Origin of the sequence: Maritalea sp. (genome assembly GCF_051251695.1) — a bacterium.
Lineage (GTDB): Bacteria > Pseudomonadota > Alphaproteobacteria > Rhizobiales > Devosiaceae > Maritalea.
The window spans coordinates 1-13,105 of sequence record NZ_JBPOEU010000043.1 but is presented as its reverse complement, the minus strand read 5'-3'; the positions used below and the strand labels follow the sequence as shown (position 1 = coordinate 13,105).

At 48.8% G+C, this 13,105-nt stretch carries 13 protein-coding genes; 3 read left to right on the top strand and 10 right to left on the bottom strand.

Annotated elements, in window-relative coordinates; all coding sequences use genetic code 11:
- Positions 1-139: 139 nt before the first annotated feature.
- Both ACSHWX_RS16930 and ACSHWX_RS16925 read left to right on the top strand, forming a co-directional pair.
- Positions 140-1,309 (top strand): glycosyltransferase, encoded by a 1,170-nt coding sequence (locus ACSHWX_RS16930; RefSeq protein WP_435669408.1) that lies wholly within the window; start codon positions 140-142, stop codon positions 1,307-1,309.
- A gap of 127 nt (positions 1,310-1,436) precedes the next feature.
- Positions 1,437-2,063 (top strand): sulfotransferase family 2 domain-containing protein, encoded by a 627-nt coding sequence (locus tag ACSHWX_RS16925; RefSeq protein WP_342858648.1) that lies wholly within the window; start codon positions 1,437-1,439, stop codon positions 2,061-2,063.
- Between the two features lie 124 nt (positions 2,064-2,187).
- On the opposite strand, the gene ACSHWX_RS16920 is transcribed toward ACSHWX_RS16925, so the two are convergent.
- The 10 genes from ACSHWX_RS16920 to ACSHWX_RS16875 all read right to left on the bottom strand — a co-directional run bounded on the left by ACSHWX_RS16920 (position 2,188) and on the right by ACSHWX_RS16875 (position 12,015).
- On the bottom strand, positions 2,188-2,958 hold the full coding sequence (locus tag ACSHWX_RS16920) for a hypothetical protein (RefSeq protein ID WP_342858647.1): 771 nt from the start codon (positions 2,956-2,958) through the stop codon (positions 2,188-2,190).
- The gene (locus tag ACSHWX_RS16915) at positions 2,958-3,224 is read right to left on the bottom strand and encodes a spike base protein, RCAP_Rcc01079 family (RefSeq protein WP_342858646.1); all 267 of its coding nucleotides are present in this window, start codon (positions 3,222-3,224) and stop codon (positions 2,958-2,960) included. Before ACSHWX_RS16915 ends, ACSHWX_RS16920 begins: the two co-directional genes overlap by 1 nt.
- Before the next feature lie 131 nt (positions 3,225-3,355).
- Positions 3,356-4,345, bottom strand: a complete 990-nt coding sequence (locus ACSHWX_RS16910; protein ID WP_435669407.1) for a sulfotransferase domain-containing protein — start codon at positions 4,343-4,345, stop codon at positions 3,356-3,358.
- 7 nt (positions 4,346-4,352) lie between these two features.
- Positions 4,353-5,663, bottom strand: coding sequence for an oligosaccharide flippase family protein (locus ACSHWX_RS16905; RefSeq protein WP_435669406.1), 1,311 nt, complete (start codon positions 5,661-5,663; stop codon positions 4,353-4,355).
- On the bottom strand, positions 5,660-6,751 hold the full coding sequence (locus ACSHWX_RS16900; protein WP_435669405.1) for a glycosyltransferase: 1,092 nt from the start codon (positions 6,749-6,751) through the stop codon (positions 5,660-5,662). The genes ACSHWX_RS16905 and ACSHWX_RS16900 overlap by 4 nt, the downstream gene beginning before the upstream one ends.
- On the bottom strand, positions 6,748-7,518 hold the full coding sequence (locus tag ACSHWX_RS16895; RefSeq protein WP_435669404.1) for a sulfotransferase domain-containing protein: 771 nt from the start codon (positions 7,516-7,518) through the stop codon (positions 6,748-6,750). The genes ACSHWX_RS16900 and ACSHWX_RS16895 overlap by 4 nt, the downstream gene beginning before the upstream one ends.
- A gap of 3 nt (positions 7,519-7,521) precedes the next feature.
- Positions 7,522-8,400 carry a sulfotransferase domain-containing protein gene (locus tag ACSHWX_RS16890; protein ID WP_435669403.1) on the bottom strand — a complete coding sequence of 293 codons (879 nt, stop codon included), beginning with the start codon at positions 8,398-8,400 and terminating at the stop codon, positions 7,522-7,524.
- Positions 8,397-9,797, bottom strand: a complete 1,401-nt coding sequence (locus tag ACSHWX_RS16885; protein ID WP_435669402.1) for a hypothetical protein — start codon at positions 9,795-9,797, stop codon at positions 8,397-8,399. The genes ACSHWX_RS16890 and ACSHWX_RS16885 overlap by 4 nt, the downstream gene beginning before the upstream one ends.
- Positions 9,794-10,888, bottom strand: coding sequence for a glycosyltransferase family 4 protein (locus ACSHWX_RS16880; protein WP_342858639.1), 1,095 nt, complete (start codon positions 10,886-10,888; stop codon positions 9,794-9,796). Before ACSHWX_RS16880 ends, ACSHWX_RS16885 begins: the two co-directional genes overlap by 4 nt.
- Positions 10,885-12,015 carry a glycosyltransferase family 4 protein gene (locus tag ACSHWX_RS16875; RefSeq protein ID WP_435669401.1) on the bottom strand — a complete coding sequence of 377 codons (1,131 nt, stop codon included), beginning with the start codon at positions 12,013-12,015 and terminating at the stop codon, positions 10,885-10,887. The genes ACSHWX_RS16880 and ACSHWX_RS16875 overlap by 4 nt, the downstream gene beginning before the upstream one ends.
- 229 nt (positions 12,016-12,244) lie before the next feature.
- Between ACSHWX_RS16875 and ACSHWX_RS16870 the strand changes: the two genes are divergently transcribed.
- The coding region (locus ACSHWX_RS16870) for a YjbH domain-containing protein (RefSeq protein ID WP_435669400.1) at positions 12,245-13,105 on the top strand (861 nt) is incomplete at its 3' end.

Sequence of the window (13,105 nt, the reverse complement as noted above, 5' to 3'; positions counted from 1 at the left end):
TCGCCAACCGCGTCACCGATGACATCGCCGATGCCCCCGACAAAATCTTCACCCGCGACCTCTTCGGCGCGGATTGAAGTGGACAAAAACCGTTAAGAAGTGACGCATAAATTTTTGCGTCTAAATGATTGGGATGGTTGTGCAGCAAAATACTCTCTTTAAAGATATCAATGTAGGCCTGGTTCATGACTGGCTGCCCACTGTGGCTGGCGGCGAGCGCGTCGTTGCAGAAATTGCGCGCATGTTCGATCATGGCGCCATTTATACACTTTTTGACTTTTTGTCAGAAGACGAACGCAAGGACGTCGCAAATACGCTTCCCGTACATGTGTCGAGTCTCAATAGCTTGCCTGGCATTCAAAAGTACTATCGTTATCTGTTGCTCAACTGCACACGCGCCATCGAAAAATTCGATGTTACACATCATGATGTTGTTGTTAGCTCATCTGCGGCTTTGGCCAAGGGCGTTTTGACATCGCCAGAGCAAGCGCATGTTGCGTATGTGCATTCTCCGGCACGGTATGCATGGGATCTGACGTTTGAATATATTAATGGCATTGATGGTATTGCTGCAGTCTTAAAACGTCACTTAGCACATAGCATGATGCACAAGTTTCGCATGTGGGACATGCGCACGGTGCCTCAAGTAGACCAGTTTGTCGCGAATTCTGAGTTTATTCGCAAGCGTATTTGGAAAACCTATCGCCGTGATGCTCAAGTCATTTACCCGCCAGTTGACACCGCTGCGTTTCAACTGGGTCAAGAGGGGCGCGAAGATTACTATTTCACGGCCTCGCGCATGGTTCCTTACAAACAGGTTCCAATGATCGCAAAGGCATTTTCCGAGCGCCCAAACCTTAAGCTCGTTATTGCCGGCGATGGTCCTGAAATGGCACGTGTTCGGGCGCAAGCGGGGCCTAACGTGGAAATATTAGGGCACGTTTCGTTTGACGATCTGCGCCGGCATATGCAAAAAGCGCGGGCCTTTGTGTTCGCCGCCAAGGAAGATTTCGGAATTGTGCCCGTTGAGGCGCAGGCCTGTGGCTGTCCTGTTATTGCCTTGGGGGCGGGCGGTACCGCAGAAACGGTCCGAGATATTTCAATGGAAAAACCGACGGGTGTTTGGTTTGATGAACAAACGCCTGAGGCATTGTTGAAAGCAATCGATACTGTTGAAGCTGAACATGGTGTGTTCACGGAACAAAACTGTCGCGACAACGCCCTGTACTTTAGCGCAGATCGGTTCCGCAGTGAACTTAGCACGTGTATTGTGAATACGATGCAACAGGTAGGACGGGTTGGCAGCTAGTCGATCGGGGCTTGCGAAGTTTCTGTATCTGGCGCTGTAAAGCGCTTTGAGGCTCGCAAGCATATTTGTATTTTGATGAAACCGATACTTGGTGCTCCTTTAATCCAAGTCGAGAAAGGACATTTTTATGATTTCTCATGCGCACAAAACGATCTTCATTCACATACCAAAAGCGGCGGGGCAAAGCGTTGAAGAGGCCTTTCTTGCAGATCTCAATCTAGACTGGGACGATCGGGCTGAGCTGCTTCTTAAGAAGAATACAGACCCCAAAAAAGGGCCGCAGCGCCTCGCGCATCTTTATGCCCGTGAGTATGTAGAGCTTGGACATATCGACCAAGAAACATACGATGCGTACACGACATTTGCCGTCATCCGTCATCCATATGATCGTGTCTGCTCTGAATATACATATAGGCCGTACAGAAAAACTGGACCCTTTTGGCTGTTCCTACTGCGGCCATACAAAAACGATTTTGTCGACATGGTAAGGCATATGGTTCCACAGTCTCGGTTTATATTCGACACTGAAGGTAAATCCCTCGTCAAAAACATCATACGCTTTGAAAATATCGCCGATGAGATAGATTCTCTCTTCGAGGATATTTTTGGCAAGAAGACGCTTCTACCACGCCGTAACATACGCAAAACGCACCGGAAGCCATTACGCTCCAAGCTAACGCGATGGCACAAAAAGCGTATCTATAAATTGCATAAAGAAGATTTCGACCACTTTGGATATGATCGCGAGTTTTAAATCGTTGCCCAAACCGTGAAGGCGACTTCAAGATCTACTTCACTATATGCGGGCTACATTGAGCGAGATGAACGTCTACACTCCATCATGTGATGTCGTGTAGACGTTCATAAAGAAATGTAGATCAACGCGTGCCAACCCAAGTTTCGCTTTGCGCACGATCTAGGTCTGAATCAGACTCGAGAATGACCAACCCATATAATAAAATATTGGCAAATAAACTTGTCCCTCGTGCGCCGACACTCATACTTTCGGTCGAATTTGTAGGGACGCTGCTCGCGGAAGAAGACCCTGAGGAGACCAATTCCATGCCGTCGCGAAACGCACGCCCGGCGCCATATGTTGCACCTTCAGAACGCACCCAGCTCATGATATAATCTGATCCAGCATCTGGGTGTGAAAACAATACGTTCCCATTGTCATAGCGCCACCCCTGCCCTGCGCCGCTTGGCCCAATCGCCGCCCCAAGATTTCCTGAAGTGCCGCTTGCGCCTATGTGGAGCACCCTGTGGTCCGATGCGCTGTAGCTTACAGGTTGAAGGTTGGCACTGATCGTAAGGCTTGGGTTTGTGGAAAAACCCAAACGAGAGTTGATGGATAAAGTATTATTTATCCCGTCGAACTCAAGCCAATGGCGGGTTCCATTGGTGCGATATGTTGGACGGGCCGATGCTGTAACTTGCATCAAATGATACCCATTTCCGCTTTTGTCGAGCATAGCCCCAACTTGGTCACCATCGGCTGCGACAGGAAGAGTTGCTGCGGCATCCTGATACAGCGTGGACAGATCACTGGGATCAAACCAAGCTTTCAAACTCGACAACTGACTTGGGTTTGGCTGTATGCTTCGCGCCCGCGTTGCCAAAGTCGTTATTTTGAAATTTGTACCAAACATTAGGACACCAGAAATGCGTGAATTCCAGTAGCAGTGGTTCCTGTGGCCAACACTCTTTTGACGCCAACGGGAAGAATAGCGAAATCTGTGACTTCAACTGTGCGTGTTGCGTCGCGCGCGGACACAAATGTGACCGTGCCTGCAGTCTCAATATAGAGCGCTACGGCAACGTCAGCCAAATCGATAATATCATCCGGCGTGACTGGCAAAATATCTAGAGCTGGGCCAGACAAGTTAGGCACGCGATTTTCGAAAGGGTTGGTCATGGATGTCTCCTTCAGTAAAAAAACGCGGCGTTTCAAACCGCTCTAACTTACTGAAGGAAATATGGCACCAGAGTTAAGGCCATCCGATTAATGCGTCCGTGCATTTCGCCGAATACGCAACAAAAAGCCGCTTAGTCGGATATAAGATTGGGCAATTTTAGGGCTTTTAATGCTGCGTGATCTAAAGACCCATCCTGTTTGTAAAACCCCAAACCAAGCTCATCAATAATCATCTGAATTTGATCTCTGGCTTCACAGCTGAGGCGAGCAGTGCCAGAGTTTTTATTTTTATTCTGATCAGATGTGGTGCGGCTTCGTTTGCGCAATTCCTCGACCGTGGGCTGAACCTTTATGCGCAAATCTAAAAAATTGGCCAACTTCAAAAAGTTCTCAGGGGATCCTAAAAGGGATTCATAAGCAACAAAGGCGTATTTTTGCTTTGCCTCAGGTGAGTTTAGCGCGGCAAGCATGTCGAGACAGGCTGTTATTGCCAATCGCCCCTCGGGGAGCAAATCGATCTTCATCAAACGCTCCAACGCAGAGTATTGTGTTGCCTCAAGCAATGAAACCATTGGATGGCTGGCGCAAATCACTTCATCTGTCCATTCAGGATGCTGTGCCCACTTTCCATCGGGGCGATATGGGTGATGGTATTGCGAACTCACGACAGACATGGGGTGTCGCAAAATCACGCATCCCTTTCCCGCAGTGTTTTTGGCCATCCATGACAGAGCTCTTTGAGCAAAGACAAACTTAACGACAGTGTCTTTTGCACTGACCAAACGGACAGCGTTTTGTATCGCTGAGAGATGTGCAATGCGCATCATAGCGGGCTTGCTTGGCACCCCGCCTTTAAGAATACGAGAGAGCTCTTGCGCCAGCTCGGGGTGGTTTTCCAAGGTCTCTTCATTGGGTCTCATCCAATTCAAAGGATCGGTCGAGCGGTCGTAGGCGCTATTATACAGGTGCCAGTTCAGCGGCTCCCAATGGATGCGCGCCTCGGCAATTTTTTCCAGAACCTCCAATATCCACGTGGTTCCAGAACGTGGAGATCCAGATATAAAACACGGTGTTGAAGTGCCCCCCAACCCCCATAGACTTTTCAAAATTGCACTTTTCATTTAGCACTCACACTTTCTTGAAAATGACGAAAATGGATGGATCTACTCCGACTTTTTGAATGGCCAAACGTCGACCTGAAAAGGCCAAATATGTCATGGCAACACAACTTGCTGCGGCACATCCCTCCGGACCGAAGAGCGGGATCAAAAACAAGTTCAGAACAAACTGGATTGCCACCGAAACAAGTAAATTACGTGATGCCAGATGCTCTTGGCCACAAAACGATAAGAAGGTACTGCCAGGACCACAAATCAGCAGAAAAAATACGCCACTCACATAAAGTCGCATCGCCCATGCGCCGTCAACAAACTCAGGGCCAAACACCCCCATGACACGGTCTGCAAATATCCAAAGGCCAAGTGTGGCTGGCACGCCTGTTATGGTCAGAACCTTTGACATAAAATACGCATGTTTTTGTAAAAGGGCTGTGTCACCTTTGCCATAGGCTTCGGCGAGCAAGGGTTTGTACTGCAGCAAAACGATGGTGCGCATCAAGCCAGCCATTTCAGCCACTCGTGCAGCGATCCTGACCAGAGCGACATCTTCTGGGCCAGCCAAAACACCGGTCATCAGCACGGAGATATGTTGCCCCAAGATGAAGCCAAACGCGACCAAGGCAAAATGCCCGCCACTCGTCAAAATTGCGCGGTGACCAGGGCTTTCCCCCACAATATCGCGGGCCCCAAAGCCATCTGCACGCAGGGACGAAAAAGTAGGGTAGATGAGCAGGGTCGCGACAATAAGGCTGCCAAATCCAGCGCAAACATATGTCGCCGTCACCGTCATAGCAGAGCTGCCAAGCCCCAAAGCCATGACGCTCAATCCACCAATAATCATCAAGATTGGATAAGCTATTTGTGATCCTATGATAGAGCGCACAACTTGCTTCGTGCCCAGCGAAATCGCTTCAACGTATTTGCGAAAAAGTATCACCGGCAACATTAAAAAAGTACCGATCAAGGACACACGATACACACCAGCTAAATCTGTCAATTCTGACACAAGAACGCCTGTCACAGCTACGGTGAGCGTCACAGGAATGACCCAACGGCGTATAAGGTGCCAAACATGCGTCCAGCGCTCTGTCTTCGGTGCAACCGCTTTTCCGAACCGCGCGATGTCCCGCATCAAAACCTGATCAAGGCCAAAGGACAGCACTAGAATAAGCAAGGCAGAAATGGATAGGCCAAAAGACAAAAGCCCGAAAACTTCACTGCCGAACACCCGCGTCATGACGATGGTTTGAACGAATGTCAGCACAATCGCCAACACACGCACGCCCATCAGCTTTCCCAGCTTAAGCAGTATAGACTTCATGCTTTAGGGCCTTTTTGTGCATCGATAACATGTTGGTAAAAATCAACAGTCTGTTTGGCTATACGGTTCCAGTCAAAGACTGAAAGATCGGGGGCTAGGCCCTTGGTCTTTTGAACCCGCGCTTGATCCAGTGCAACGGACAGCTGCGCGGCGTCTAACTCTCCATCTATCAAGCGCACCCAATCTTCTCCAACTTGGCTTCGCAACTCACGAAACAGCGCCGTGTCACTCGCCAAAATAGGTCGCCCAACAGAAAGCGCAAAAAGTGCGGCACCTGAATTGAGCACGTCGGAGTATGGGAAAACCACAAGATCGCTGCATTGAATAGCATCAACGAGTTCATCTTCGCTCAAAAACCTGTTTTCAAAGATAACATCGCTGGTGCGTTCTGGGGGCAGGGTATTTAAAAGATTCGTCAGATCGTTATCTGGGCTAGACGCACTCATTTTGCCCTTGATTGTCAGCTGCGCGCTGCCGGTTGGAAGTTGCAAAAACGCTTGCAGCAATTTATGCGCATTTTTGTACCGCGTGATGGAGCCGAAAAACAGATACCCTCCGGCCTGTGAAGACGAAGGTGCGTCAGTGGACGCCAGAGCATCCTGCCCTTGCAAACTCTCTTCAATCGCCGCGAGGTAATGCCCGTGTGGGATTATAGAACTGGGTATGCCTGCAAGTTCTGGAAGCTGCTGTTCTGCGTCGATTTTTGACGCTTTAGTCATGTAGATGAGGCCATCTATTCGCTTCGTGAACCAAGGCCAGAAAACCAATTCGAGCTGTTTAGAGTTCCGCTGGCCTGTTCGCTTTAAATTGTGTGCTGTCCAGACAACCGGCGTTTGCCGAAGTGCCGCAACGGCGAACAAAAAGCGGATCAAACAGTAGCGAAACCAAAACCGCCAGCCATGGCCTGTCGCCAAGAAGACGTCAGGCCAATGAATATGCAAAACATCGACCTTTGGTCCGAATAGAAAAGGTTTCACGCCAAATTCTGCGACGTCTACGCCCTCTTGGCGATCAACTGCTGAATATAGAAGGCTTTGAAAAGGGTTTTGTGCCCTATTCTTCGATTTAGGCCATGCTAAAACTCTCATGCCTGCTCATTTCCCTGCATATAACTTTGCCAATCAAACTGCGTTGGCATGTCCAGAACGTCTGTAAGTTCAGCGCGATCAAGAGGTTCTCGTTTTTCTCCAATTGGACGCGAGTGACGCACTTTTTCAATGGGTGTAAAGGCCGTTTCATGCGGCGCGCGAACCACGCCCATAAAGGCATCAATTCGCTTCAGGCCGTCTTGCGGATTTTCAATCATTTTTTTGTGAGAGACAATCAATACTTGGTCTGGCTCTTGGCGCTGGCGGTCTTGCCAAAAGGCATAAAATGCGTCCCATTCGCGCCAGTAAGCAACATGAAGCTGTTGTTCAAAAAATGCGTCTTCCGAAGGGTACCATTCAGCTTCAAGGCCCCAGCGGAAAATCGAGTTCAGCCAGGGCTCAGGTGCACGAAAAAGAATGATGTGTTTGGTCTCGGGCGCGTAACCGCAAAGAGTATTGATCTCACGCACAGACGACGCAGACAGTGTGTTGCGATACTGATCATCCATAACAATGGTGGATTTATCCGCTTGCCATCGACAGTGCTTATGTCGCGGATCATGGCGTTTTGGATCAAGCCGATTGAGAATACGGTAAGAGCCTTGATCCAAAAGTGCCGTCAGAAAGTTTGTTCCAGATCGTTGAATCCCTTGAATGGCAACTGGGTAATTGCCCTTGGGACGTTCCCACAATCGGATCCATAGGCGCCAACATCGCACGTAAATCGGCCTAACAAGGTTTTTATATTTCTCTATTTTAAAATCCATATTTTATTTCCAACCCAATTCGCGCGCATCCAGTAAGGCCTCGAGTGTTTCCAAATCTCTATCAAACAAATGCGTCAATTTCTCAGTTAGATCCGTAGACAATGTTTCACGTATTTGTTGTTTTTGCAGAGCACGTGCTTCCGCATATTTACTAAAAAGTGAGCCAAATGCGCGCATCGGTATACTGCGCGGTTCTCGACGATATGACCCTTTGATGGGACGTGTTTTCAACAAGCTGCCAATCCGGGCTATTTTAAGCATTTTAGGATCGTAAAGGCCCACGTTGCTCTCTCCCGCCTTTATGGCAATATCCGCCGATGCATCACCTTCAACGCCAATGTGTTCAAGACACTGAACCAAGGCACCACGTAAGTTTTCTCCAACAGATTTTTGCGAGAGTACAAGAAAATTTTCTTTGGGATAGGCTTGAAACCATTTGTCCAGATAGGCCCCATACAGGCTGTATGAAATGACCGTCGCAGCACGAGAGTTTTCGCCCGCTTCATAGGCACGCAGGCACTCTGCGAGGCCTACATTTAAGGGCAGCGCAGGCAAATGCGCATGGCGTACCATATAGCAGTAGCTCGATATTGTCCGGCTGATGGGCTCGCGTAGCACAACGATAAATTTGCATTCAGGAAGCGCCGTGGAAATGCGCTCGATCGCTTGGTCCGAACATAAATAGTCTGGACGTTTGATGCCCTTGATCGTCCCGCTTGGGGCCGTCTCAGAAAAAGTTTCCCAAGGTTGCGACGCAAAATCAGGATCCTCAAAAAAGGGACTTTCCCCCATGGGCATGAAAACCGATGGATGAAGGCGAAGGCTGTCTTGCAACGCCGACGTCGCGGCCTTTTGTGCACCAAGGATAATGAAATCGATCATGTTCTCGCCTTTCTGCTCCAAACGATTTTGCGCGTTTTCGCAAACTGCATTATGTAAAAACACAAAAACGCAGATGCGAATTGTGGGGCAACACCATTCAGCGCACCCCTCATGATGATGACGATGAAGCCCATAAGTATCGCATATAAAAAGACAGATTTTGCCACAGGTACTTGAGCTAAGCTCGGTTTTGCAAGGCTTTCTATTCGATAAACCCAGTAGGCAAGTAACCCAAACACCAAAACGGGTCCAACATATCCAAACGCCATGAGAGCCTCTGCTGGCAAAGGACTTGAAACATTTGTGTACCAAAAACTTAACCCATTGGCGACAATGTCGCCGGTATCAATTGGCTTTCCGTGCCAAATTCCTCGGGGGATAAAAAACAACAGCACCCCCAAGAAGTTTTCACCATAGCGGATACCGCCGATATCTTCGCTCAGATACTGGACCGTAGAGGTGATCTGCATAAATCCGTCAAAATCGACACGTAAAAGATAGGCAGAAATAGCACTTAAATCAGCGCGTCTTGCGAACCCAGCCCAGTTCAACTCTCCTGCGCCCAAAGATTTGATGACAGGGAAAACAATGAACAACATAAACACTGCCGCTCCAGCCACGAGCGCTTTGACCCGTGGGTAAAAATAGTTAACGAACATGGTGCTGATGGCTAAAAAAAGCCCGAACAGAATGAACCGCGGCAGCGCTGGAAGGTAGTAGATCACAGAAAAAACGGGGGCATAAATGACGAGAGCATATATGTTTTGTCTCTTTATTCTGCGGCTTTGAACATTCTTACACAGATACAACATCATCACGATCGCCAAGAGGCCAATAGAGCGACACATAAACAAGAATTGCTGTGTCAAGCCGCCGAAATTCGCACCGGCGCGTTCGAACCTTGCCACAAACAAATTCGATGGACCCGCGCCGAGCGCGAACAGCGTCGCCACCGCGGCAAACCCCCAAGCCCATTTGGTGTAAAAAAGAGCGTCCTGTGAAGACAACGTAAGTGGGGTGGGGGTGTGAGCATGAGTTGTTTTGTGCGCAGCCAGCAGCCATCCGAGGTGATAGGAAAGGTGGCTGAGCGCAATTAAGCCAAACCCACCCGCCATATACTGTGGCTCCAATTTAGCAAACCAAGGGAAGACACCCACTGAAATTTGCAGGCTTGCCGGTACTGCGATGAAAAATAGCAAAAAGAATTCGAACATGAACGAGACACCGCCTTTACGATCATCAAGTATCATGGCGAGAAAACACAACGCACTTGCGAACACATAGGTGATCGACATCCCAAGCACCACGGCATTGGATGCCACAAAAGGTGACATGACAGTGAGCACGAACAAGATAGGCAATGACACCAGTGAAATGAGGGTCGCTATTTGGTTCATGAGTGTTCCAAGTGTTTATGCCACTGCTCAGAAACTTTAGCTGAAGAATATGCGTCGGCCAGTGCGCATTGCTGGGTTTGCACGATAGCAAAGTGCTCACTGTCAGCAGCCAGGGATTCAATATGACGTTCCACAGCTTCGACGTCGATTTCATCAAATAATCCGCTCGGACCCAAGGGAGTAAAGATGCCACGTGGCCCTATATGATCTGAGGAAATAACGGCAAGGCCCGCTGCAATAGCTTCGACAATCACGATGCCAAAAAGCTCTTCCCATGTTTTGGTGCGTTGCGACAACAGCATCAACACATCGTGGTCAGACATTGTTTGCGCCAGTTGTGTTCTGTCGTAAATCGGACCCAAAAAGGTCACGCCGTGGGCCTGTGCCGCTTTAACTTCAGGAACAAGCGGTCCGTTTCCCACAACAGTGAGCGTCACGCCTTTTGTATGCAAACGAGACATCAAATCCAAAAGGATCAAGATACCTTTTTTTTCTGAAATCTCACCCACATAAATCAGTTTTAAAGGACCATTTTCACGGATTGTGCGCGTGCGCCCAGCTTTGAAAAAAACCTCTGGAACCGCATGCGGAATGACAGTGGCATCGGCGCCGGTTTCTTGCTTCACCGTCTGCGCGACGATGGGCGTCACGGCGATGACTTTGACATTGGGGTGGGCAACAAAGGCTTTCCACTGACGCTGCATGTAGCGTGCGAACCACTGTGGGCGCGGCTGGCGTGGCGTTTTATCGAACCGCCAGTCATGCCAAGATGTCTGGTACAAAATGCGATTGCGACGTGCGAGTTGACGATAGATCAAGAGCCGCCAATCCCATGGCGCGAAACCAAAAACAATCGTCTCGTCTTTTACGAAAGGGATTTTAAAACGAAACGCCAAATCACCAAGCGCGTTGCGTGTTCGTTTCACAAAGGGCGTCTTGTCCCGCAGCCAAGCGCGAAGCCATTCTTTGCTCACGCTGTAGCGATGCGTCCCAACAAGTTCTACATCGCCATTTTCTGCGAGCTCAAACAAAGCTGGGAAGTATTTTTGAGGATTGGTCTCGTGCAGAATTCGAAGCTTTGGAACGCTCATGCCACATCTTCACAAATATTCAAAAGCGCTTCTGTTTGAGATTTCCAAGAATATTTCGCGGCTTGTACGCGCCCGGCTTGGGACAGGTTTTCCCAAAGATCAGGTTCCGTCATGAGGCGATCAACGGCAGCCGTAATCGAGCTCAAGTCATCTGGGTCGCAGTAAACGGCAGCGTCGCCACAGCGTTCTTGCAAGCTGGGAATTGAGGAAGACACAACCGCACAGCCAAGAGTCATTGCTTCGATCGGCGGCAGCGGGCTTGCTTCGTAAAACGACGGGAAAACCAAAAAGCGTGCGTGCTTGAAAGCATCGTATATTTTAAGCGGATCGTTGATTTGGCCCCACATTTCAAGTCGGTCTTTAATATCCTCTGGCACATCCACCGAGAGACTTTCAAAGACAGAAGATCCCGCCCCAATGACCACAAACTTCATATCAGGATAGGTTTGTAAAAACGTCACCGCGGCCCTCAAAACACTGTCCGCATTTTTGCGCTTACTTAGGGAACCTACGTAGATACCATGTCCGCGTTGTTCTTTATCAGGCACACCGTCTGATAAAAACGCTGTTGCAACTGCGTCTGGCAATCCACCGTTTTGCAGTCCGTGAAAACCGGACAGGCCTGCCAAAAAAGGGTAGTGGCGTGACATTGCTTTCTTTTCAGCCAAAGACACCGTCACGACCGCATCACTTTTGCGCAGCACAAGCGGAATAAGCGTCGAATAAAAGGCCTTGAACTTCCAGCTATAAGCCGTCGGAAAGTATTTATAGGACAAATCATGCACCATCGTCACAACCCGCGTGGTTTTGGACAACAACGACACAACAGGCGCGGTATTTCCAAGACACAGCAGCGTCTTGCCTTTGCACAATTTGGGCAATTCAATCTGTTCCCACAGATGCCCCGAAAAACGGCCTGTTCGGGTAAACTTGATAGATTTCAAGACAGGCTCAGCGACGATATTCCCTTGCGCCGGCAGCAAGACAATAGGCGTCGGAATGTCCCCGGCTGCCGCCATTTCATCAAGAGCGGCCAAAACTTCACGCTGGACACGCTGAACCCCCGTGACATCTTGGAGCAAAAATCTACCATTCAGCACAATTTCAGACGGCATTTGTTTTGGCATTTGAGACTCTTTGATAATCAATGTGGTAGCATGGTTTCTTCCCTACCCTAAATAGGCAAAAAGAACACAATAAAATACCTGAAATAAAGCTTGGAATCTAAATTTTCCTGCAAATTGCTTGCTCTAAAGGCACAATAGCTGCGTATTCTTTGGAATCGAAAATTAGTCGCTTTTGGTGTATCTTGACCTCCGCTATATTTGTAAAAATAGTAAGAGGCTCGATAGAATAATGGCAGCAAAGTTTATATTATGGAGCGGCCTGACCAGCATTCTCCTAAGCGCCACTTATACTGAAGCGGCAGAACTCGACGTTCCTGTGTCAGTGTTTGGCACTCCAGGTTTAATTGACATGCCAACAGGCGAAGTTTTCACTGACGGGCAAGTGATCCTGACGACTGACATCTCTTCTATTGCTCAAAAATACACGTTGTCTTTTCAGATAACGCCTAGGATGTTTGGGAGTTTTCGGTATTCCATTATTGACGATTACGATGGGGTCGGCAACAATCGTTATGATCGCAGTTTTGATTTTGGATACTTGCTTCTCAAAGAATCTGAATGGCGCCCCTCAGTGGCTATCGGGCTTAGAGATTTTGGCGGCACAGGGCTTTATAGCTCCGAATACATCGCTGCGACCAAACATCTAGCGAATAACAGTCTGTCGATCACTGGCGGTATCGGGTGGGGACGCCTAGGCTCATATGGTAGCTTCTCAAACCCACTGTCGATTTTCAGTGATATATTTGACACGCGCGGCGACGGCCCAACCAGTATTTCCGAAGTCGGCCAGCTGGAAATAGATCAATGGTTTCGTGGTGATGCGGCTTTGTTTGGCGGAGTTGCTTGGCAAATAAATGACCGTATTGCGTTCAAGGTCGAGTATTCATCTGATGCTTATACTCAAGAAACCAGTAAAATCGGATTTGAACACAAATCACCGATCAATGCTGCTCTTTCCTATGGATTTCAAAACGGGGCCGACGTGTCAGTCTACTCTTTATACGGGTCAGAGTTCGGCATCATGGGATCTATAGCTCTGTCGCCTCAAAACCCTAAATTTCCAAGCGGTATTGAGGAAGCCCCCTCTCCT